At 64.9% G+C, this 21,357-nt stretch carries 27 protein-coding genes and 2 tRNA genes; 20 read left to right on the plus strand and 9 right to left on the minus strand.

Features of this window, described 5'->3' with window-relative positions; genetic code table 11:
• Positions 1-244: 244 nt before the first annotated feature.
• From D2N39_RS02720 to D2N39_RS23085, 3 genes are all read left to right on the plus strand, one after another.
• Entirely contained in the window at positions 245-451 is a 207-nt protein-coding gene (locus D2N39_RS02720; RefSeq protein WP_119133229.1) for a cold-shock protein, read from the plus strand.
• Entirely contained in the window at positions 451-690 is a 240-nt protein-coding gene (locus tag D2N39_RS02725) for a hypothetical protein (RefSeq protein ID WP_119133230.1), read from the plus strand. Before D2N39_RS02720 ends, D2N39_RS02725 begins: the two co-directional genes overlap by 1 nt.
• A gap of 194 nt (positions 691-884) precedes the next feature.
• On the plus strand, positions 885-1,055 hold the full coding sequence (locus tag D2N39_RS23085; RefSeq protein ID WP_233557033.1) for a hypothetical protein: 171 nt from the start codon (positions 885-887) through the stop codon (positions 1,053-1,055).
• Positions 1,056-1,221: 166 nt separating this feature from the next.
• Here the strand turns inward: D2N39_RS23085 and D2N39_RS02730 are convergent.
• The 4 genes from D2N39_RS02730 to pdxH form a co-directional block, all read right to left on the minus strand.
• Positions 1,222-1,298: transfer RNA gene (locus D2N39_RS02730), tRNA-Pro, on the minus strand.
• Positions 1,299-1,339: 41 nt separating this feature from the next.
• Positions 1,340-1,834: a DUF192 domain-containing protein gene (locus D2N39_RS02735; RefSeq protein ID WP_119133231.1), complete on the minus strand. Its 495-nt coding sequence runs from the start codon at positions 1,832-1,834 to the stop codon at positions 1,340-1,342.
• A complete protein-coding gene (locus tag D2N39_RS02740; protein WP_119133232.1) occupies positions 1,801-2,340 on the minus strand; it encodes a cold-shock protein in 540 nt (179 codons plus the stop codon). The genes D2N39_RS02735 and D2N39_RS02740 overlap by 34 nt, the downstream gene beginning before the upstream one ends.
• A 113-nt stretch (positions 2,341-2,453) precedes the next feature.
• The gene (gene pdxH / locus D2N39_RS02745) at positions 2,454-3,068 is read right to left on the minus strand and encodes a pyridoxamine 5'-phosphate oxidase (protein ID WP_119133358.1); all 615 of its coding nucleotides are present in this window, start codon (positions 3,066-3,068) and stop codon (positions 2,454-2,456) included.
• A 161-nt stretch (positions 3,069-3,229) separates the two neighbouring features.
• Between pdxH and fabI the strand changes: the two genes are divergently transcribed.
• The 5 genes from fabI (at position 3,230) to trpE (ending at position 9,416) form a co-directional block, all read left to right on the plus strand.
• Positions 3,230-4,051, plus strand: a complete 822-nt coding sequence (gene fabI / locus D2N39_RS02750; RefSeq protein WP_119133233.1) for an enoyl-ACP reductase FabI — start codon at positions 3,230-3,232, stop codon at positions 4,049-4,051.
• A gap of 34 nt (positions 4,052-4,085) precedes the next feature.
• The gene (gene gpt / locus D2N39_RS02755) at positions 4,086-4,592 is read left to right on the plus strand and encodes a xanthine phosphoribosyltransferase (RefSeq protein ID WP_119133234.1); all 507 of its coding nucleotides are present in this window, start codon (positions 4,086-4,088) and stop codon (positions 4,590-4,592) included.
• Between the two features lie 173 nt (positions 4,593-4,765).
• Positions 4,766-5,959 carry an aminotransferase gene (locus tag D2N39_RS02760; RefSeq protein WP_119133235.1) on the plus strand — a complete coding sequence of 398 codons (1,194 nt, stop codon included), beginning with the start codon at positions 4,766-4,768 and terminating at the stop codon, positions 5,957-5,959.
• A 75-nt stretch (positions 5,960-6,034) separates the two neighbouring features.
• Positions 6,035-7,900 (plus strand): peptidyl-prolyl cis-trans isomerase, encoded by a 1,866-nt coding sequence (locus tag D2N39_RS02765; RefSeq protein ID WP_119133236.1) that lies wholly within the window; start codon positions 6,035-6,037, stop codon positions 7,898-7,900.
• Positions 7,901-7,907: 7 nt separating this feature from the next.
• Positions 7,908-9,416, plus strand: a complete 1,509-nt coding sequence (gene trpE, locus D2N39_RS02770) for an anthranilate synthase component I (RefSeq protein WP_119133237.1) — start codon at positions 7,908-7,910, stop codon at positions 9,414-9,416.
• Positions 9,417-9,467: 51 nt separating this feature from the next.
• Here the strand turns inward: trpE and D2N39_RS02775 are convergent.
• A tRNA-Thr gene (locus D2N39_RS02775) sits at positions 9,468-9,543 on the minus strand.
• Positions 9,544-9,782: 239 nt separating this feature from the next.
• Here D2N39_RS02775 and D2N39_RS02780 point away from each other — a divergent pair.
• The 11 genes from D2N39_RS02780 (at position 9,783) to D2N39_RS02830 (ending at position 18,231) form a co-directional block, all read left to right on the plus strand.
• On the plus strand, positions 9,783-10,625 hold the full coding sequence (locus tag D2N39_RS02780; RefSeq protein WP_119133238.1) for an urease accessory protein UreD: 843 nt from the start codon (positions 9,783-9,785) through the stop codon (positions 10,623-10,625).
• A complete protein-coding gene (locus D2N39_RS02785) occupies positions 10,622-10,924 on the plus strand; it encodes an urease subunit gamma (protein WP_119133239.1) in 303 nt (100 codons plus the stop codon). The genes D2N39_RS02780 and D2N39_RS02785 overlap by 4 nt, the downstream gene beginning before the upstream one ends.
• A gap of 23 nt (positions 10,925-10,947) precedes the next feature.
• Positions 10,948-11,520 (plus strand): HupE/UreJ family protein, encoded by a 573-nt coding sequence (locus D2N39_RS02790; RefSeq protein ID WP_119133240.1) that lies wholly within the window; start codon positions 10,948-10,950, stop codon positions 11,518-11,520.
• Positions 11,521-11,524: 4 nt separating this feature from the next.
• Positions 11,525-11,830 (plus strand): urease subunit beta, encoded by a 306-nt coding sequence (locus tag D2N39_RS02795; protein WP_119133241.1) that lies wholly within the window; start codon positions 11,525-11,527, stop codon positions 11,828-11,830.
• Positions 11,831-13,537, plus strand: a complete 1,707-nt coding sequence (ureC, locus tag D2N39_RS02800) for an urease subunit alpha (protein WP_119133242.1) — start codon at positions 11,831-11,833, stop codon at positions 13,535-13,537. It begins immediately after the preceding gene.
• A gap of 60 nt (positions 13,538-13,597) precedes the next feature.
• Positions 13,598-14,107, plus strand: coding sequence for an urease accessory protein UreE (locus D2N39_RS02805; RefSeq protein ID WP_119133243.1), 510 nt, complete (start codon positions 13,598-13,600; stop codon positions 14,105-14,107).
• On the plus strand, positions 14,100-14,741 hold the full coding sequence (locus tag D2N39_RS02810; RefSeq protein WP_119133244.1) for an urease accessory protein UreF: 642 nt from the start codon (positions 14,100-14,102) through the stop codon (positions 14,739-14,741). Before D2N39_RS02805 ends, D2N39_RS02810 begins: the two co-directional genes overlap by 8 nt.
• Positions 14,738-15,358 carry an urease accessory protein UreG gene (ureG, locus tag D2N39_RS02815; RefSeq protein ID WP_119133245.1) on the plus strand — a complete coding sequence of 207 codons (621 nt, stop codon included), beginning with the start codon at positions 14,738-14,740 and terminating at the stop codon, positions 15,356-15,358. The genes D2N39_RS02810 and ureG overlap by 4 nt, the downstream gene beginning before the upstream one ends.
• 105 nt (positions 15,359-15,463) lie before the next feature.
• On the plus strand, positions 15,464-16,252 hold the full coding sequence (gene surE / locus D2N39_RS02820) for a 5'/3'-nucleotidase SurE (protein WP_119133246.1): 789 nt from the start codon (positions 15,464-15,466) through the stop codon (positions 16,250-16,252).
• Complete coding sequence (locus tag D2N39_RS02825) at positions 16,249-16,914, plus strand: protein-L-isoaspartate(D-aspartate) O-methyltransferase (RefSeq protein ID WP_119133247.1); 666 nt, start codon at positions 16,249-16,251, stop codon at positions 16,912-16,914. Before surE ends, D2N39_RS02825 begins: the two co-directional genes overlap by 4 nt.
• A gap of 69 nt (positions 16,915-16,983) precedes the next feature.
• Complete coding sequence (locus D2N39_RS02830) at positions 16,984-18,231, plus strand: M23 family metallopeptidase (protein WP_119133248.1); 1,248 nt, start codon at positions 16,984-16,986, stop codon at positions 18,229-18,231.
• Between the two features lie 189 nt (positions 18,232-18,420).
• Here the strand turns inward: D2N39_RS02830 and D2N39_RS02835 are convergent, their stop codons facing one another.
• The 4 genes from D2N39_RS02835 to tatA are packed head-to-tail and all read right to left on the minus strand — an operon-like array spanning position 18,421 to position 20,866.
• Positions 18,421-19,260, minus strand: coding sequence for an ATP-binding protein (locus D2N39_RS02835; RefSeq protein ID WP_119133249.1), 840 nt, complete (start codon positions 19,258-19,260; stop codon positions 18,421-18,423).
• Entirely contained in the window at positions 19,257-20,123 is an 867-nt protein-coding gene (tatC, locus tag D2N39_RS02840; protein WP_119133250.1) for a twin-arginine translocase subunit TatC, read from the minus strand. Before tatC ends, D2N39_RS02835 begins: the two co-directional genes overlap by 4 nt.
• Positions 20,120-20,605, minus strand: a complete 486-nt coding sequence (gene tatB, locus D2N39_RS02845) for a Sec-independent protein translocase protein TatB (RefSeq protein WP_119133251.1) — start codon at positions 20,603-20,605, stop codon at positions 20,120-20,122. The genes tatC and tatB overlap by 4 nt, the downstream gene beginning before the upstream one ends.
• Positions 20,606-20,644: 39 nt before the next feature.
• Positions 20,645-20,866: a twin-arginine translocase TatA/TatE family subunit gene (gene tatA / locus D2N39_RS02850; RefSeq protein WP_119133252.1), complete on the minus strand. Its 222-nt coding sequence runs from the start codon at positions 20,864-20,866 to the stop codon at positions 20,645-20,647.
• A gap of 156 nt (positions 20,867-21,022) precedes the next feature.
• Here tatA and D2N39_RS02855 point away from each other — a divergent pair, with 156 nt between their 5' ends.
• Positions 21,023-21,349, plus strand: a complete 327-nt coding sequence (locus tag D2N39_RS02855; protein ID WP_119133253.1) for a hypothetical protein — start codon at positions 21,023-21,025, stop codon at positions 21,347-21,349.
• The last annotated feature ends 8 nt before the right edge of the window (positions 21,350-21,357 follow it).

Below are 21,357 nucleotides of genomic sequence, written 5' to 3' on the forward strand. Positions count from 1 at the left end.
GAAAGCCCGTGCCCCTTCAGCCCCCAGCAATCCGCATATTTGCAAGGCAAGAATGGCCGGGCCGAGGGCGGAACCTCGTAAAAGAATCCTTGTAATCTGGCGGTGCGACGCCCATCTAAATAGTGCTTATGTTTTTTCTCTTCGAAATGCTGCTGCCGCTGACCCGGTTTCGGTTGATCGACCTGGATCGACTTTTGCCGGGCTGCCGCGATCTTGCGGGCGGCATTTACAGGAGAACACGGATATGGCCAACGGCACCGTGAAATGGTTCAACACCACCAAAGGTTTCGGCTTCATCGAGACTGAACAGGGCAGCAAGGATGTGTTTCTGCATATCTCGGCTGTCGAGCGCGCAGGCATCCGCCAGTTGGCAGACGGTCAAAAGGTAACTTTCGACATCGAATCCGGGCGTGACGGCCGCCAATCGGCCTGCAATCTGGCGCTCGCCTGATGACTTCTTCGCCGGAGAACCTCGGCTCCGGCGTTCCCAAGCAGACAGGACATGGTGACAAGCTTCTGAAGCCCACCATTCCGGGAATCAAGGCTGTTGCCTCGGGTCCGAATCCCTTGATGGGTAAGGCGACACTGAACGCCAAGGACGCGCTGGAAGAAGAGGCCAGGGCGCGCGCAGAGAAAACCGCGCGCCTCAGGGCCGCGCGTCAGGAACGCGATACCGACAAGACACGATAGGCCGATCTATGTGCTCCCAGAAATGGGCGACATGGGTCAGGCCATGAACAAAGCTTTAGTTATCAGGCGAGCGCATCCAGCCATGCGGTTCCCTTCCGGGGATTGCCCCTCCCGCAGGATGCTTGCCCAGATGGGCTGTTCCACGTTCCGCTGGTGACAGGCCAGTTCCATGACATATTTCGAGGAGAGAAATGATGGGATACTCGTCCCCCAAAAAACCGCTGGATCTCAAGGAGTTCCTGAGCACGCCAGCAACCAAACGCCCGAGCGCCAAAGGCTTCGGCTTCCGCAAATATCCGTTTCCCAAGGGTGCCGCGTCGGAGAACGCGCCCGATACCCCGGACACTGACGACAAGGACAGTTGACCCGCGCGACTGCAAGGCACTTTGCGCGCTCCGGCCAGGAACTGCGAGGTGATCGAGCGCTCTGTCGCGCTGTCGCCAAAGATGCCTGACGAACGCGCCGCGAAACCGGGCAGGCCGAATCCGGAACAAAAGTGCAAACCGGATAGGCCCGGAACCTGCTTGATAATGGTCGGGGCGAGAAGATTCGAACTTCCGACCTACGGTACCCAAAACCGTCGCGCTACCAGGCTGCGCTACGCCCCGACTTGGCGCTTCCTAACCGGGTCGCGCGGGCTTGGAAAGAGCTATTCCGCCCCGCAAGGCCAGACAGCCGTATTCTGCGCGATGGCGGGATGACGCAATTCGGCGCCCGGCGCGATTCCGATCGCGGCCGCCATACCCGCGTTTACTTCCAGCACGAAGCGCACACCGCTCCCGCCATCAATGGGCGTCTCGTCCTGAGGCACCGCATTTGCATGCACCTGCGTCACCCGCCCGGTCGCATCGGCAAAGATCATGTCCAGCGGCAGAAGGGTGTTTTTCATCCAGAACACCGCATGCTGCGGGCTGTCATAAACGAACAGCATCCCGGCAGATCGGCCGAGCTGTTCACGGAACATCAGCCCGCGCGCACGTTCAGACGTGTCATCGGCCACTTCTACAGTGAAGTGTGCCTTGCCAAACGGCCCGCGCAAATCCACCGCCTGCGGATCGCAGGCGCCAGCCAGCGCACTGCCAGCCATCAGGCCTGACAGCGCCACCGCCGTCAGGATTTCTCGCCACGCACGGCTGCTTCCCATGACACCACCTGCACCGCCATCCGGCCGCGCTTGCCCTCGATGATACGCAAGCAGACCGCCTCACCCGCCGCCAGATCGGCAAAGCCGGACTGACGCAGCACCTCGATGTGGATGAACACATCCTCGGACCGGCCAAAGACATTGGCAAAGCCGAAGCCCTTGCCCTTGTCGAACCATTTTACCCGCGCAGGCTCCAGCGGACGTGCGGCAATTTCTTCGGCCGTGGCCGAAGCCTGCCCTTCCACCACCGGGAAGGACGTGCTGCCCGGCGGCTCGATCTTCACCACTTCCACCGCCTGCACTCCGCGCTGCGTGTTCTGCACAAGAACCGAAATCCCCGTGCCGTCCGCGACCGTGCTTTGCCCATAGTTGCGCAGGACATTGGCGTGAAGCAGAATATCTGCCCCGCCTTCTTCGCCGACAATGAAGCCGAAGCCCTTTGCCGGATCGAACCACTTTACCTTGCCGTGCACGAGCTGCGCATCGGCATCCTTGTCTTCAGTCATATGAGAGCCGTTTCCCCAGTTGTCCCTCGCCTCTGTCAATCGGCCAATCGCGCGACGTGATCAAGCGAAAAACCGTTCTGGTTTACGCCCTGCATTTCACGAAGCGTAAAATGTCAGGGGTTGAGACGCTCCACAACCCATTCGGAAGCAGGGGTTGCACGGGTCCAGCGGAAACGGTCATGCAGGCGGAATGCCCCGTCGGCCCAGAATTCGATTTCCAGCGGCAGGATACGGAGTCCGCCCCAGAACGGCGGGCGGGCGGGATTTGGCCCTTTCAGGGCGCTGACCTTAGCCACCTCGGCCATCAGGGTCGCCCGCGAGGCCAGCGGCTGCGACTGACGGCTTGCCCACGCCCCCAGCCGGGATTTCAGGCTGCGGCTGGCGTAATAGGCATCGGCCTGCGGCCCCTCCTCGCGTTCGGTCAGACCGCGCACCCGGATCTGCCGGCGCAGACTTTTCCAGTGCATCACGAAAGCCGCCTTGCCCGACGCCGCAATTTCCTGCCCCTTGGCGCTGTCATAATTGGTATAGAACACGAAACCGCCCGTGCCGGCCGTCTCGATTTCCTTCAGCAGCACCATGCGTGCATTCGGCAATCCGGCCGGATCGACCGTGGCCAGCGCAATCGCATTGGGATCGTTCGGCTCCTGCCGTTCCGCCTCGGCCAGCCACGCCTGCGCCAGCTCGAAAGGGTTGTCGCCCGCGAAAATACCTGTCCTGTCCATCACAGTCTCCTGCCGTCCGGCGCCCCGCGCGCCGGGGCCATGGTTGCCATTCGCTGCGGCGGGCATCAAGCGCGATGCGCACCAAGCCCGCACAGGCCGCCTTGATGCGGCCCTGCGTATGCCCTAAACCTCGGGGCTAGCCTGAATACTGAGACGAGGGAACAATGGCGAACGGACTGCTGGCCGGGAAGCGCGGGCTCATCATGGGCCTCGCCAATGACAAGTCAATCGCCTGGGGCATTGCCAAGGCGGCGGCGGAACAGGGCGCGGAGCTTGCCTTTTCCTATCAGGGCGAGGCACTGAAGAAACGGGTGGAGCCGCTGGCGGCTTCGGTCGGGTCGGATTTTCTGGCCGAATGCGATGTGGGCGACGAAACCTCGCTCGATGGCCTGTTCACCACGCTGAAGACGCGCTGGGACAGCCTCGATTTCGTGGTCCATGCCATCGGCTTTTCCGACAAGAATGAACTGCGCGGGCGTTACGTCGATACCACGCGCGGCAATTTCACCATGACGATGGATATTTCGGTCTACAGCTTCACCGCCGTCTGCCAGCGCGCGACCGCGATGATGGGCCCCGGCGGCAGCCTGCTGACGCTGACCTATTACGGCGCCGAAAAGGTCATGCCGCATTACAATGTCATGGGCGTGGCCAAGGCGGCGCTGGAGGCTTCTGTCAAGTATCTGGCCGAGGATCTGGGCAAGGACGGCATCCGCGTCAACGCGATCTCCGCCGGGCCGATCAAGACGCTGGCCGCCAGCGGCATCGGCGATTTCCGCTATATCATGAAGTGGAACGAGCTGAACTCGCCGCTGCGTCGCAATGTGACGCAGGAAGAGGTCGGTAAGGCCGCCCTTTACCTGCTGTCTGATCTGGGCAGCGGCACCACGGGCGAAAACCTGCATGTGGATGCGGGCTATCACGTCGTCGGGATGAAGGCGGTAGACGCCCCCGACATCGACGTGGTGACCGGCCGCAAGGACTGATCCCTCAGCATCAACGCAGCGAAAGAGGCCACGCATGATCGACCGCCTGCCGCATGAAAAAGGCTTCCACGTCAGCTGGGACCAGATCCACCGCGACGCCAGGGCGCTTGCCTGGCGTCTGGATGGCAAGGGCCCCGGCGAAGGCGGCGCATGGAAAGCCGTCGTCGGCATCACCCGCGGCGGCCTTGTCCCCGCGATGATCGTCTCACGCGAGCTGGACATTCGTGTCGTCGATACGATTTCAGTGAAAAGCTACAACCATCAGGCCCAGATGGAGGCCGTGGTGACCAAGAGCCCGCAGACCGATCTGATGGGCGACGGCACCGGCATCCTGATCGTTGATGACCTTGTGGACAGCGGCAAGACGCTGGAAATGGTGCGAAAGCTTTACCCGAAGGCGCATTTCGCCACCGTCTACGCCAAGCCCTCGGGGCGGCCGCAGGTCGATACCTATATCACCGAGGTCAGCCAGGACACTTGGATCTTCTTCCCTTGGGACATGGCGCTGCAATATGTGCAACCGTTCCGCGGCACCGACTGACGCATCAGGGGGCTGCCTGCCCCCTCTTGCCTGTGGCAATTCACCCCCGGGGATATTTCTGCCAGGATAAAGGCACTTCAGTCTTTTATTTTGGTCCCAGTATCCCGGGGGAAGGCCAAATATCTTGGGCAGAGCCCCCTTCCCCATCGACACCCGCAGCTGAAGAGGCCCCGATGTCCCTGCCGCTCAATCCCGCCATGGCTGCCACCTTCCCGCCCCCGGTGATGGAGGCGCGACGCTGGCTGGAGGGGATCGCGTTCGGCCTCGACCGCCCGCTGATCAACGTGAGCCAGGCCGCGCCGGTGGACAGCCCGCCACTTGGGCTGCGGCAGGCGCTGGCGGATGCGGCGCTGAACGATCCGCAGGCGCATCTTTACGGCCCGGTGCTGGGACTGCCCGCCCTGCGCGAGGAAATCGCAGCGCAGTGGTCGGCGGCCTATGGCGGCACGATCCTTCCCGCACAGGTCGCAGTGACCCAAGGCTGCAATCAGGCCTTTACCGCGGTGATGTCCACGCTCGCCGGCGCCGGGGACGAGGTGATTCTGCCGACGCCGTGGTATTTCAACCACAAGATGTGGCTGGACATGCAGGGCGTCACCACGGTGCCGCTGCCGACCGGCCAAGGGCTTCTGCCCGATCCCGAGAGGGCCGCCGCGCTGATCGGGCCGCGCACACGGGCCATTGCGCTGGTCAGCCCGAACAACCCCGGCGGGGTGGAATATCCCGCAGCATTGGTCACCGCCTTCCGCGATCTGTGCCGCGCACACGGCATCGCGCTGATCCTTGACGAGACCTACCGCGATTTCGACAGCCGCCACAGCCCCGCCACCGGCGGGCGACCGCATGATCTGTTCACCGATCCCGACTGGGATGACGTGCTGATTCACCTTTATTCCTTCTCCAAGGCTTACCGGCTGACCGGGCATCGCGTGGGCGCCATCGTGGCGGCCAGCGCCCGGTTGGCGGAAGTGGAGAAATTCCTTGATACCGTCGCCATCTGCCCCAGCCAGCTTGGCCAGATCGGCGCACTTTGGGGCATGCGCAACCTGCGCGACTGGGTCGAGGGCGAGCGGCGCGAGATCCTCGCCCGCCGCGCCGCGATGGAGGGCGGCTTCGGCGCGCTGGAGGGCTGGCGGCTTCTGGGCTGCGGTGCCTATTTCGCCTATGTCGAACATCCCTTTGCCGCCGCATCGCCCGATATCGCCCGCCGTCTGGTGCGCGAAGAGGCGGTGCTGATGCTGCCCGGCACCATGTTCCAGCCCGATACCCACCCCGAAGGGGCACGCCAGTTCCGCATCGCCTTTGCCAATGTCGATGCCACCGGAATCGCAGAAATGTTCCGCCGCCTTGCCCGTTTCCACGGCTGAGCCGCGCGTGCGGGCCTTGCCCGGCAGGGGGCGAGCGCATAGAACCGTGCCAAACCCCTGAACGACAGGCGAGCCATGACGAAACACGACGAGACCGAAAGCCCGAAACGCAAACGCAAGGGCGCCTCTGTCATGGTCTGGCTGCTCATGGCAATGCTGGTGACCGGCCTCGGCGGCTATGGGGTTACCAGCTACGGCGGCCGGGTGATGGCCATCGGATCGGTCGGCGGACGTGACATCGACGTGAAGGACTACGGCCGCGCGCTTCAGGCAGAAATGAATGCCCTTGGCGCCCAGGCAGGCACGCAACTGACGATGCAGCAGGCCCGCGACATGGGGCTCGACGCCCGCGTGCGGCAGCAAATGGTAACACAGACTGCTGTGGACGATGCCGCCGACCGCATCGGTGTTTCGGTCGGGGACGCCCGTGTGGCGCAGGAAATCACCGCCATGCCCACGTTCCACGGTGCGGCAGGCGGCTTCGACCGTCAGACCTACAAGATGACGCTGGACCGCAACAACCTGACGGAAGCCGAGTTCGAGGCGAAGATCCGCGATGATCTGGCCCGCGCGCTGGTGCAGGGTGCAGTGGCGAGCGGCTTTGTCGCCCCTGCCACGATGACCGGCACACTTTACGATTTCATCGGCGAACGGCGCGGCTTTTCGATGCTGGTGCTGACCGAGGCTGATCTTTCCACGCCTTTGGCCGCACCGACCGAGGATGAGCTGAAAGCCTATTACGACGCCAATATCGCGGCTTTCACCAAGCCCGAGGCCAAGCGCATCACCTATGTCTCGCTGCTGCCGGAAACGCTGGCGGCAACCATGCCGGTCGATGATGCCGAACTGAAAAAGCTGTATGATCAGCGCCATGAGGAATTCGTCAAGCCCGAGCGGCGTCTGGTCGAACGGCTGGTTTTCGGCACCGAGGACGAGGCGAAAGCCGCCAAGGCAAAGCTGGATGCGGGCGAAACCTTCGACGCGCTGGTCGCGGAACGCGGGCTAAAGCTGATCGACATCGACATGGGCGATGTGACCGAGGCCGAATTGGGCGCTGCGGGGGCCGACATCTTTGCCATGGCCGAACCCGGCGTCCTTGGTCCGTTGCCCTCGGACCTTGGCCCGGCGCTTTACCGCATGAATGCCGTGCTGGCGGCGCAGGAAACCACATTTGAAGAAGCGCGTGACATCCTCACGCTGGAATACCAGACCGACGCTGCGCGCCGGGCAATCACTGATCGCAGCGAGACGATCAACGACGCGCTGGCTGGTGGCGCCACGCTGGAGGATCTGGCGAAGGAACAGGCGATGGAGCTTGGCACCATCGACTATGCCCCCGGCGCGGATGAGGGCATCGCGGCCTATCCGGCCTTCCGCGAGGCCGCCGATGCCGTGAAAGAAGGCGATTTCCCCGAGGCCGTCGCACTGGAAGATGGTGGTCTGGTGGCAATCCGGCTGGATCAGATCGTCTCCGCCGCCCCCATTCCCTTTGATGAAGCGCGCGAGGCGGTGACGGCAGGCTGGCATGCCGAGGCGCTGCACACGGCCCTGATGGCCGAGGCGGAGACGATGCGCGGCAAGGTTGCCGCCGGAACCTCCATCGGCACGCTGGGCGTGGTCAGCGTCACCTCGGAAATCGCGCGCAATGGTTTTGTCGAAGGCGCCCCGCCCAGCCTGTTGCCCGCCGTGTTCACGATGACCGAGGGCGAGGCGAAGGTGATCGAGGCCAAGGATTTCGTCGCACTGGTGCAACTGGACCGCATCGCCCCCGCCGCGCAGGAAGGCGACGGCCCCGCCGCGCTGAAATCTGCGATTGCCGCGCAGGCCGAACAGGCGCTGGCGCAGGATGCCTTTGCCCTGTTTGCGCGGGCAGAGGCCGATATTGGCGGCATCACGCTCAATCAGGCGGCCATTGACGCCGTGCACGCCCAGATGCGCTGAGGCCGAAATGACCCTGATCCCATCTTTCGAAGCCTTTGAACGCGGCTGGAACGCGGGCAAGAACCAGTTGGTCTATGCCCGTCTCGCCGCCGATCTGGATACGCCTGTCAGCCTGATGCTGAAACTGGCCGAGGCGCGCGCCGATACCTTCATGCTGGAAAGTGTGACGGGCGGCGAGGTGCGCGGGCGCTATTCGGTGGTCGGCATGAAGCCCGACCTGATCTGGCGCTGCCGGGGCGAGGCGTCCGAGATCAACCGCGAAGCGCGGTTCGATCCGGCGGCCTTCCGTCTGCTGGAAGGCCACCCGCTGCAAACACTCCGCGACCTGCTGGCCGAATGCCGGGTGGATATGCCCGAGGATCTGCCCGCCATCGCCTCGGGGCTGTTCGGCTATCTGGGCTATGACATGATCCGTCTGGTGGAACATCTGCCCGACGTGAACCCCGATCCGCTGGGCCTGCCCGATGCGGTGCTGATGCGCCCCTCGGTCATTGCCGTGCTGGACGGTGTGAAGGGCGAAGTGACCATCGTTTCCCCTGCCTGGACCGGCTCGGGCCTCTCGGCCCGCGCGGCCTATGCGCAGGCAGCCGAGCGCGTGATGGATGCGCTGCGCGATCTGGACCGCGCGCCCGCCGCACAGCGCGATCTGGGCGAGGCCGCGCCGGTGGGCGAGGCGCAATCGAACTTCACGCATGACGGCTACAAGGCCGCTGTCGAGAAGGCGAAGGATTATATCCGCGCGGGCGACATCTTTCAGGTCGTGCCCTCACAGCGCTGGAAACAGCGGTTCGAACTGCCGCCCTTCGCGCTTTACCGTTCGCTGCGCCGGACCAACCCGTCGCCCTTCATGTTTTTCTTCAACTTCGGCGGCTTTCAGGTGGTGGGCGCCAGCCCCGAAATCCTTGTGCGGCTGCGCGAACGCGAGGTGACGATTCGCCCGATCGCCGGAACCCGCCCACGCGGCGCCACGCCGGAAGAGGACAAGGCGCTTGAGGCTGATCTGCTGGCCGACCAGAAGGAACTGGCCGAACATCTGATGCTGCTGGATCTTGGCCGCAACGATGTTGGCCGGGTGGCAAAGGTGGGCAGCGTGCGTCCGACCGAGAAGTTCATCATCGAACGCTACAGTCACGTCATGCACATCGTGTCCAACGTGGTGGGCCAGATCGCGGAAGGCGAGGACGCCCTGTCGGCCCTGCTGGCCGGTCTGCCCGCTGGCACGGTTTCCGGCGCGCCCAAAGTCCGCGCGATGGAGATCATCGACGAGCTGGAGCCTGAAAAGCGCGGCGTCTACGGCGGCGGCGTCGGCTATTTCGCCGCCAATGGCGAGATGGATTTCTGCATCGCGCTGCGCACGGCCGTCCTGAAGGACGAAGCGCTGTATATCCAGGCCGGCGGCGGCGTGGTCTATGACAGCGACCCCGAGGCGGAATATCAGGAAACCGTCAACAAATCCCGCGCCCTGCGCCGGGCGGCCGAGGACGCGGGCCTGTTCGCCCGCCGTGGCAACAGCTGATCTCGCGCAGGGGCTGACACCCCTGCCGCAACCGACGCAAAGCTGGAAAACTGGTGCCCCCAGACGGACTTGAACCGCCGACCGTCAGTTTACAAAACTGCTGCTCTACCAGCTGAGCTATAGGGGCCTTGGGATGGCATTTAGCAACTCGGCGGTGCCAGCGCAATCCCGGATGCGCCGTTCCTTTATGGCCCTTATTTTCATCTTCCCGCACAACATTTCATCGCAACCCCCTGCCGCCTTCTGAACCGCTGTGTTCGTCAACTCAGGCAAGATTGCCCCCGCCGTCATGGCGGCAGACCATAGGCAGACCGCTGCGGGCCTTCGTTCAGACCGCCGGCAGGCAGTTTGGGGGCGCCAAATAGTATGGCCGACGGGGATTTTCAGCGTATCAGCCTGCAGCGCAGTCATGGTGAGGCGGCGCTGGTGCTGGATTTGCAGGCAGGTCAACCGCGCTTGCGAAAGCTGCGTCAGCAGGGATCGGCCAAGATCATGTTGCCTCGCGTAACCGGCGATCTGCCAGAAGCTGTGCTTCTGAACACCTCGGGCGGATTGACGGGGGGCGACCGTCTGGACTTTGCGCTGCACCTTGGTGCCGGGTTGCGCCTTTGCGCTACAACCCAGACCGCCGAACGCGCCTATGCCAGCGACGGGCGCGCGGCCCATGTGAAGATTGCCGCCCATCTCGCCCCACAGGCAGACCTCGCATGGTTGCCACAAGAGACGATCCTGTTTGAAAACAGCGTTCTGGCACGCGACACGACAGTGCATCTGGCGCATGACGCCCGGCTGTTGATGGCGGAAACGGTGGTGCTGGGGCGGCATGCCATGGGCGAAACCCCACGCCATGCCCGGCTGACGGATCGCCGCCGCATCCTGCGGGACGGGCGCCCGGTCTGGGCCGAAACCACGCGGATCGACGCGGGCTACCTTTCGGAGGCAGAAACGCCGGCTCTGCTGGGCGGCGCACGGGCCTTCGCCGTGCTGGCATTGATCGCGCCCGGGGCCGAGGACGCCCTGCCCCGCCTGCGCGCCGTGCTGGACGAACCCGGCGTTGTGGCTGCGGCCTCAAGCTGGAACGGCAGGTGCCTTGCACGTTTCACCGCGCGCGATGGCTGGCCCCTGAAACGACAACTCGCGCGCGCGATCCACGCGCTTCGCCCCGGCCCGCTGCCGCGCGTCTGGCAGATGAATGGAGACATCGTATGAACCTGACCCCCCGCGAGCGCGAAAAGCTGATGGTCAGCCTCGCCGCCATGGTCGCCCGCAACCGGCTGGCGCGTGGCGTGAAGCTCAACCACCCCGAAGCGATCGCCTTGATCACCGATTTCGTGGTCGAGGGCGCCCGTGACGGACGCAGCGTTGCCGATCTGATGGAGACCGGCGCCCATGTCATCACCGTGGAACAATGCATGGAGGGTGTGCCCGAAATGATCCATTCCGTTCAGGTCGAGGCCACCTTTCCCGACGGCACCAAGCTCGTCACCGTCCATCACCCGATCCGCTGATCCGCCACGCCAGGAGGCCATACATGAAACGCATTCTCCTTTCCGCAAGCCTGCTGCTGCTGCCCGGCGCGGCTCTGGCCCATTCTGGCCATATCGGTGGCAATGCACTTGCCGCCGGGATCGGGCATCCCCTGGGTGGGGCCGATCATGTGCTGGCCATGGTTGCCGTCGGCCTCTGGGCGGCACTTCTGGGTGGGCGGGCATTGCCAGCGCTGCCCTTGGCCTTCGTCGTGGCCATGTTGGCCGGGGGCGCCGCCGGTGCGGCGGGCATGCCCCTGCCAGGAGTAGAGCCGATGATCCTGGCCTCCATCGTTGCACTGGGTGCGGCTGCCGCACTGGCGCTGCGTCCGGCCCTGCCACATGCGTTGGCGGCGGTGGCGCTGTTCGGCCTGTTCCACGGTCATGCCCATGGCGCGGAAGGCCCGGAAGCCGGGCTCGCGCTTTATGCGGCGGGCTTCGCGCTGGCAACCATGGCGCTGCATCTGGCCGGTGTCGGGCTTGGCATCGGGCTGGTGCGGCTGTCACGGGCCGCGCTGGTGCGCGGCCTTGGCGGCGCGACGGCCGTGGCGGGCCTCGCACTCGCCATTGCGGGGTAAGTCCATGGTCCCCGGAGAGATTTTTCCAGCCGACGGCAACATCATCCTGAACGAGGGCGCCGAATGTCTGACCCTGATGGTGGCCAATACCGGCGACCGGCCCGTGCAGGTCGGCAGCCATTACCATTTCGCCGAAACCAACCCCGGCCTTAGCTTCGACCGGGTGGCGGCGCACGGCATGCGGCTGGACATCGCGGCAGGCACGGCCGTCCGCTTTGAACCGGGGCAAAGTCGCGAGGTGCGGCTGGTGCCCTTCGGCGGCGCACGTCGCGTGTTCGGCTTCAACCAGAAAGTCATGGGGGATCTGTGAATGGCCGTGAGAATCTCGCGCCCCGCCTATGCGGCGATGTATGGTCCGACCACGGGCGACCGGCTGCGCCTTGGCGATACCGATCTGGTGATCGAGGTCGAACGCGACCTGACGATCTATGGCGAGGAGGTGAAGTTTGGCGGCGGCAAAGTGATCCGTGACGGCATGGGTCAGGGCCAGATGACACGGGCCGAAGGCGCGCCAGATACGGTGATCACTAACGCGCTGATCGTCGATCATACTGGCATTTACAAGGCCGACATCGGCCTGCGGGGCGGGTTGATCGCGGCCATCGGCAAGGCGGGTAACTCCGACACGCAACCCGGCGTCACCATTCCCATCGGCCCTTCGACCGACGTCATCGCGGGCGAGGGCCGCATCGTCACCGCGGGCGGGATGGATGCGCATATCCATTTCATCTGCCCGCAGCAGGCCGAGGATGCGCTGCATTCCGGCGTGACCACCATGCTGGGGGGCGGCACCGGCCCGTCGCATGGCACGCTCGCCACTACCTGCACCCCCGGACCGTGGCACATCGGACGGATGTTGCAGGCGCTGGATGCCATCCCGATGAACTTCGGGATCGCGGCCAAGGGCAACGCCTCGCTTCCCGCTGCCCTGGTCGAGATGGTCGAGGCCGGGGCCTGCGCCATGAAACTGCATGAAGATTGGGGCACCACCCCCGCCGCGATCGACTGCTGCCTGTCGGTAGCCGACGACATGGACGTCCAGGTGATGATCCACACCGACACGCTGAACGAAAGCGGGTTCGTGGAAAACACGCTTGCCGCCATCAAGGGCCGCACCATCCACGCCTTCCATACCGAAGGCGCGGGCGGCGGCCATGCGCCCGACATCATGAAAGTGGTCAGCAGCCAGAACGTGCTGCCCTCGTCGACGAACCCGACGATGCCCTATACGGTGAACACGGTGGAAGAGCATCTCGACATGCTGATGGTCTGCCACCACCTCGACCGTTCGATCCCCGAGGATGTGGCCTTCGCCGAAAGCCGCATCCGCAAGGAAACCATCGCCGCCGAGGACATCCTGCACGACATGGGGGCGTTTTCCATCCTGTCCTCGGACAGTCAGGCCATGGGACGGGTGGGCGAGGTCATCACCCGCACCTGGCAGACCGCGCACAAGATGAAGCTGCAACGGGGGCGGCTGGCCGAGGAGACCGGCGCGAATGACAACTTCCGTGTGCGCCGCTATATCGCCAAATACACCATCAACCCGGCGCTGGCGCATGGCCTGTCGCGCCATATCGGCAGCGTCGAGGTTGGCAAGCGCGCCGATCTGGTGCTGTGGTCGCCCGCCTTTTTCGGCGCCAAGCCCGACATGGTGCTGATGGGAGGCATGATCGTTCTGGCACAGATGGGCGACCCCAACGGCTCGATCCCCGTGCAGCCGATGTATTCGCGGCCCATGTTCGGCGCCCTTGGCCGCGCCCGGCATGAAAGCTGTGCCACCTTCCTGTCGCAGGCGGCCATCGCCAACGGGGTCGGTGCGCAGCTTGGCCTTCAGAAACAGCTTCACGGCGTGGAGGGCACGCGCAAGGTGGCGAAATCCGATCTGGTGCTGAATGCGGCGACACCCCTGATCGAGGTGAACCCGGAAACCTACGAGGTGCGGGCCGATGGCGAATTGCTGACCTGCCAACCGGCGGAAAGCCTGCCCTTGGCGCAGCGTTACTTCCTGTTCTGACCCATGATCCGGCATCGGCGCCCCCTCCCCTTCACTCAGACAGCAAAAGGTTGAAAGACCATGAATATCCCCATGGCTCAGGGCATTCTTCGCAGCGGCCAGTGGCTTAAGGCAGACGGGCGTGTCGTGCTGGGCTATGATGCGCGGTTCCTGCGGCGCAAGCGGCTGGTGGCGGAGGATGACAGCGCCTTCCTCGTCGATCTGGCCGAGACCACGAGCCTCGATCAGGGCGATGCGTTCCAGCTTTCCGACGGGCGGCTGATCGTGGTCATCGCGGCTGCGGAGGAGATCATCGAAGTGCGGGGCGATCTGCCACGTCTGGCCTGGCATATCGGCAACCGTCACACGCCCTGTCAGATCGGCGCCACCCATCTGGCGATCCGCCGCGATCATGTGCTGGAAAAGATGCTGGCCGGGCTGGGGGCGGAGCTGACGCCCTCGACCGCGCCGTTCCGGCCCGAGGGCGGTGCCTATGGCCACGGCCGCACGATGGGACATGACCATGGGGGGCACGACCACGGCCCCTTCGGCCATCACCATGGCGACGGCAAGTTCCATGTCCATGGCTGAGGCGACCGACCGGCTGCATCTGGTGCAATGGCTGTCGCCCGCCTTTCCGATCGGCGCTTTCGCCTATTCGCAGGGGCTGGAATGGGCGATTGCCGAGGGCGGGCTGACCAGCGCCGGGGCGCTGCGCCCCTGGGTGCGGGCGGTGCTGCATCATGGCAACGGGCGGGTCGATGGTATCCTGCTGGCGCGGGCTCGCGCGGGCGATACCCCCCAGATGCTGGCCGATCTGGCGCTGGCCTTCGCTACATCCGCCGAACGCGAGACCGAGATGCTGGAACAGGGCGCCGCTTTCGCCCGTGCGCATCTGGCGATGACCGGCATCGTCTTGCCCGAGGGCCTGCCCTATGCGGTGGCGGTGGGGCTGGCGACCCGCCCGCTGCGTGTGACAACAGAGGAGGTTCTGACGCTCTGGCTGCATGGCCTTGCCGCGCAGCTTGTGTCGGCCGCTGTGCGGTTTGTGCCGCTTGGACAAGGCGCGGGGCAGCGGCTGTTGCATGATCTCGCACCCGGTCTGACCGCACTGGCAACCGAACTTGCCACGACCCCGCTGGACGACATTTCCGGCTTCACCCCCGGCGCCGATCTGGCGGCGATGCGGCACGAAACCATGGACATCAGGATTTTCAGGACATGACCAGCATGAATGGCCCGCTGCGGGTGGGCATCGGCGGCCCGGTGGGTGCGGGCAAGACGACGCTGACGGAAAAGCTCTGCGCCGCGCTGGCGGATCGCTGTTCGATGGCGGTCATCACCAATGATATCTACACGCGCGAGGATGCCGAATACCTGATGCGCGCGCAGGTGTTGCCGGCCGATCGCATCCGGGGCGTCGAAACCGGCGGCTGCCCGCATACCGCGATCCGCGAAGATGCCTCGATCAACCTCGCCGCCGTGGCCGACCTGCGCCGTAACTTCCCCGACCTCGATCTGATCCTCATCGAATCCGGCGGCGACAATCTGGCCGCGACCTTCAGCCCGGAACTGGCGGATCTGACGATCTATGTCATCGACACCGCCGCCGGGCAGGACATTCCGCGCAAACGCGGGCCGGGGGTCACGCGTTCAGACCTGCTGGTGGTGAACAAGACCGATCTGGCGCCGCATGTCGGGGTGGATCGCGCGCTGCTGGAGGAAGATACTGCCCGCGCCCGTGGCCCCCGCCCCTATGTGATGGCCGAGTTGCGCCATGGTCGCGGCGTCGCCGATGTGGTGCGCTTCCTGCAAGAGGATGGCGGCCTCGCGCTGGCCTGAGGGGCAGGCGTGGCCCGCATGCGGCACCCACTGTGAAATCCCGCCCCGGCGCTTGCCGCATGCCGCGGGCTCGTCTAATCAGGATGCCAACGAAAGGCTTTCCGAATGCGCATCCTGATTACGAACGACGACGGTATCAACGCCCCCGGACTTGAGGTGCTTGCCGCCATCGCCGCCGAAATCGCGGGCCCAGAGGGCGAGGTCTGGACCGTGGCACCCGCCTTCGAACAATCCGGCGTCGGCCATTGCATCAGCTATACCCACCCCATGCTGATCGCCAAGCTTGGCACGCGCCGCTACGCGACCGAGGGCAGCCCGGCCGACTGCGTGCTGGCGGCACTTTACGACGTGTTGCAGGGCGCGGCGCCCGATCTGGTGCTGTCGGGCGTGAACCGGGGCAACAATGCCGCCGAGAACACGCTTTATTCCGGCACCATCGGCGGCGCGATGGAGGCGGCGCTACAAGGTATTCCCGCCATTGCGCTGTCGCAGTTCATGGGGCCGCAAACCGCCGAACTGGATGATCCGTTTCAGGCCGCGCGCCAGCATGGCGCGGCGGTGGTGCGCCGTATCCTCGATACCGGGCTCTGGCAGCCCGAGGCTGATTACCGGCTGTTCTACAACGTGAATTTCCCGCCTGTCGCGGGCGCGGCAGTCAAGGGCATCCGCGCCGCCGCCCAAGGGTTCCGCCGCGATACCAGCTTTTCCGCCGATCCGCATATCTCGCCCTCGGGCAAGCGCTTCCTCTGGATCAAGGGCGGCCCGCAACATCGCCCCACCGCGCCGGGCACCGATGCCGCCGTCAATCTGGACGGCTATATCTCGGTTACGCCCATGCGGGCTGATCTGACCGCCCATGATGTTCTGGCCGATCTGGCGGCAGGTCTCGCATGACCACAGGGACGCCGGATCACGAAGACGACCCGGCCGAACGCAAGATGCGCTTTCTCTTTGCCCTGCGCTCGCGCGGCGTCACCGATAGCCGCGTTCTGACCGCCATGGAACGGATCGACCGGGGCCTTTTCGTCAAGGGTCTGTTCGCCGAACGTGCCTATGAGGACATGCCACTGCCCATTTCCTGCGGGCAGACCATCTCGCAACCCTCGGTCGTCGGTCTGATGACACAGGCGTTGGGGGTGCAGCCGCGGGATGTGGTGCTGGAAATCGGCACCGGCTCCGGCTATCAGGCCGCCATCCTCAGCCAGCTCTCCCGTCGCGTCTACACGATTGACCGCCACCGCCGCCTTGTGCGCGAGGCCTCCGATCTGTTCCGTGCCATGGGCCTGACCAATATCACCGCTGTCGCGCGGGATGGCAGTTTTGGCTGGCCCGAACAGGCCCCTTTCGACCGTATCCTCGTCACCGCAGCCGCCGAAGACCCGCCCGGCCCCCTGCTGGCGCAACTGAAACCCGGCGGCATCATGGTTCTGCCGGTCGGGCAATCCGATGCGGTGCAGAGCCTGATCAAGGTCACGCGCCAGCCCAACGGCTTCGATTACGAAGAGTTGCGCCCCGTTCGCTTCGTTCCGCTGGTCGAAGGGCTTGCGTCCGAATAGTCTGGCGCGCACTATATGAAGCGTAACGCAACGCGACCCGGATCAACCGGGCAGGAACGAGGCAGAGCCATGCGATCGACCTTTCTTGCCATTCCCCCGCTCCGCGCCCTCGGCCTTGGCGGCAGCCTTCTGCTCGTCGCGGCCTGCGGCAATGGCGGCGGAAAACCTTTCGACTGGGATTTTCGGCCCGGTGGTGTCTCTACCGCCGATGCCGCCCGCGCCGCCACCGCCGCAAGACCCAGCCCCGACGGGCGCGGCGTGATCTCCTACCCCGGCTATCAGGTGGTCGTCGCCCGGCGCGGCGATACCGTAGCCAGCGTCGCGGCCCGCATCGGCATCGACCCCGGTGAACTGGCCCGCTACAACGCGGTCAACCCGAACGACCCGGTGCGCGAGGGCGAGATCCTCGCCTTGCCCCGCCGCGTCGCGGAAGGGGCCGCGCCAATCGCTCCGGCCACCGGCGCAATCGTCGGTGCCCCGATCAGATCGGGTTCGATCGACGTGGCCCCGCTGGCCAGTGCCGCCATCGACCGCGCGGCCCCGAAACCCGCCACTGCGCCACAGGGCTGGCAGAAGGGCGCCGATGCTGCCGGAGCCGCACCCGGCGTCGAACCCGCCCGCCATCAGGTGAAACGCGGCGAAACCGCCTTCACCATCGCCCGCGCCTATAACGTCTCGGCCAAGTCGCTGGCCGACTGGAACGGTCTCGACGCCAATATGACGGTGCGCGAGGGACAGTATCTGCTGATCCCCACAGCGGCTACGCCCGTGCCGGTCGCCGCCGCACCTGAACCCGTCACCCAACCGGGTGCCGGCTCGCCTACGCCCGTGCCGCCCTCTGCCGCCAAACCGCTGCCGCCGAAGGACGAACCGCCTGTCGCAACCAAGAAACCCGACGGCACCAAGGCCGCCGCACCGGCCGCAAAACCTGTGGCCGATCTCGGGACCAACCGCAGCGGTGCCTCCGCCTCCAAGCTTGCCATGCCGGTCAGTGGTCAGGTGATCCGTCCCTATGCCAAGGGCAAGAACGAAGGCATCGACATCGGAGCCAGCGCTGGCGCAGGTGTGGTTTCCGCCGCCGATGGCACAGTGGCCGCCATCACCAAGAACACCGATGGCGTGCCGATCCTTGTGATCCGTCATGCCAACAACCTGCTGACAGTCTATGGCGGTATCGACGCGGTGGCGGTGGCCAAGGGTGCCTCGGTCAAACGCGGCCAGCAGATCGCCAAGGTCCGGGCCGGCAGCCCGTCCTTCCTGCATTTCGAGGTGCGCAAGGGCTTCGACTCCGTCGATCCCATGTCCTACCTCCAATAAGCATCCTACCTGCAATAAACGCAAAGGGCGGGTGCCGCACAGCATCCGCCCTTTATCTTGGCCCAAATATCCCCGCCGGAGGCTCCGCCGCCCGCCGTCCCGCATCACGCCGGGCCACCTTCCGCGCCAGCCGGGGTGACGGGGGCTCGATGCCCCCGGCGCGCCGCCCCCTGTTTCAAGATGTCGGTTTCAGGATACGCGCACGCCGTGACGCGCTGCCAGATCGGTGAAGAACTGCCAGGCCACCCGGCCCGAGCGCGCGCCGCGCGTGGCTTGCCATTCGATGGCCTCGGCCCGCAGCACCTCGGGCGCCACCTCCACCCCGTAAGCCGCGCAATAGCCGTCGATCATCGCCAGATAATCGTCCTGCGAACAGGGGTGGAAGCCCAGCCACAGCCCGAAACGGTCGGACAGCGACACCTTCTCCTCCACCGCCTCGCTCGGGTTGATCGCGGTCGAACGCTCGTTCTCGATCATGTCGCGCGGCATCAGGTGGCGGCGGTTCGAGGTGGCGTAAAGGATCACATTCTCCGGCCGCCCTTCGATCCCGCCATCCAGCACGGCTTTCAGGCTCTTGTAATGCTGGTCGTCATGGCTGAACGACAGATCGTCGCAGAACAGCACGAACCGCGCGTCGGAGGCCCGCAGAAGGTTCAGAAGCCGCCCGACCGAAGGCAAATCCTCGCGCGCCAGTTCCACCAGCTTCAAGTCCAACCCCTCGGCCCGCACGGCGGCATGGATCGCCTTCACGAGGCTCGATTTCCCCATCCCCCGCGCGCCCCACAAAAGCGCGTTATTCGCGGGCAGGCCCTGCGCGAAATGCCGGGTATTCACCAGCAGCGTGTCACGCGCCCGGTTCACACCGATCAGCAGATCCAGATCCACCCGCGCCACCTTCGTCACAGGCTCCAGCCGGTCAGGGCCGGTATGCCAGACGAAAGCCGGGGCCGCGCCGATGTCCGGCGCGGGCGGCAGCGGCGGGGCAAGACGCTCCAGCGCCTCGGCGATACGCAGCAAAGGGTCGGTCACTTGTAGTCCTCGCCCTCGGGGTCGTCGTCCTCGTCCTCGACCCAGGTGCCATCGGCACGGGCCTGCGCCTCACGGTCGCGTTCAAACCGCGCGATGAGAAGGATCGAGATTTCATAAAGCGGGTAGATCGCCCCGAAGAGCATGATCTGGCTGAACATATCGGGCGGCGTCACCACGGCGGCCACGGCGAGGATGCCGACCACCGCGTATTTCCGCATGGCTTTCAGTCCCTTGGACGAGATCAGCCCCGCCCGCCCCATCAGGGTCAGCAAAACTGGAAGCTGGAAGCACAGGCCGAAGGCCATGACGAAGGTCATGGTCAACGACAGATAGCTTTCCATCGAACCCTGGAAGACCACGCCCGCCGGTGGCGCGCTCAGATCCCCCCCACCCGCCAGATCGCTGGCAAACTGATCCTGAAAGCCCAGGAAGAAGCCAAAGGCGAAGGGCAGGATGATGAAATAGGCGAAGGCCGCGCCGATCAGGAACATCACGGGAGAGGCCACAAGGAACGGCAGGAAAGCGTTCTTCTCGGACCGATAAAGCCCTGGCGCCACGAACCGCCACAACTGATAGGCGATGATCGGGAAGGCCAGCGCGAAGCCGCCCCACATGGCGATGCGGATGGCGACGAAGAAGCCCTCCTGCATCTTCACGAGGATCAGTTGGCATTCCTGCCCGCGCTCGGCCAGCACGACGCACATCGGCCGCGCCAGAAAGGCAAAGATCGGCTTCCACAGGATATAGCCGATGATGAAACAGGCCACGAAAGCCGAGATCGCATAAAGGATCCGGGTCCGCAGTTCCTTTAGATGTTCGATCAGCGGCGCCGCGCTGTCGTCGATATGGTCGTTCGCACTCATGCGTCAGGGGCCTTTTCGGCGGGGGCCTCGCCGTCTTTCAACGCGCGCAGCCTGTCGCCGGTCTCGTTCAGGATGGCACGGCGCGCGGCCTGCTTTTCGGCCAAGGCCTGCGTCTCGCTGCCAATCGCGGGCGCGGCGGCATTGTCAGCGGGCGGCGGGGCATCAGGATCAGGCTGCGGCTTGGCAGGGCCGGTGGCGGGTTTCAGCGGGTCCCATTTCTCGAACCTGTCAGCCGCCTGTTTCACCGCATCAAGGCCAAGTGCCTTGGCGCTGGTGGCCTTCTTCAGATCGTCAGCCGCCTCTTTCACGCCCGCCTCGCGCGCGGCATCTTCCATCGCGCCCTGAAATTCACGCGCCATGCGCCGCAGCTTGCCGGTAAACCGGCCAAGCTGCTGAAACATCATGGGCAGATCCTTCGGCCCGATGACGATCAGCGCCACGACGCCGATGACCAGAAGTTCGGTCCATCCGATATCGAACATCGCTTTCCCCCGTCAGAACCCGCCTGTCCGTTCCGCGGCTCAGACCTTGTCCTTGTCTGCCGGGGTCACGTCTTTCGCGCTGTCGGCCTTCACGGTGTCATCGGCGGCGCTTTCGATCTCGCTCGCGCCATCCTTCACGCCCTTCTTGAAGGCGGTGATGCCCTTGCCGACCTCGCCCATCAGCGAGCTGACCTTGCCGCGGCCGAACAGAACCAGCACCACGACGGCGATAAGCAGCAGTTGCCAGGGTCCCATCTGCATGTCGAATTCCTCCAATGGGAAGTGTCTTTGGCCACAGGCTTACCCAAGCCATCGCCCGGCGTAAGCCCCGAATCCGCTGCGATGCGGCGGATTGCTGACAGCTATATGTCAGTTGCCCCCTGCGAGAAAGCACCATCGCAACAACAGGAGATTCCCATGCGACAGCCCCTACAGACCCCGACCACCATCGCCGAAATCGTGCAATTTCATCTGATTGAAGGCACCCAGCCCGTGCAATTCCTTGCCGCCGCAGAGGGAACCGAGGCGCTGGTGAAAACCCAACCCGGATTCCTCGCCCGGTATCTGATGCAGGGCGAAGATGGCAGTTGGACGGACCTTGTGTTCTGGTCCGACATCATGGCGGCACAGGCGGCAGCCGCGACCGTGGTGAAAGACCCGGCTTTCGCCCCGTTCATGGCCCTGATCGACGGCGCCACCGTCAAGATGCGCCATGACCGGGTGATCTGGTCGCTGGCGGATTGACGCCGGGG

It is taken from the genome of Gemmobacter lutimaris (assembly GCF_003570715.1).
Lineage (GTDB): Bacteria > Pseudomonadota > Alphaproteobacteria > Rhodobacterales > Rhodobacteraceae > Gemmobacter > Gemmobacter lutimaris.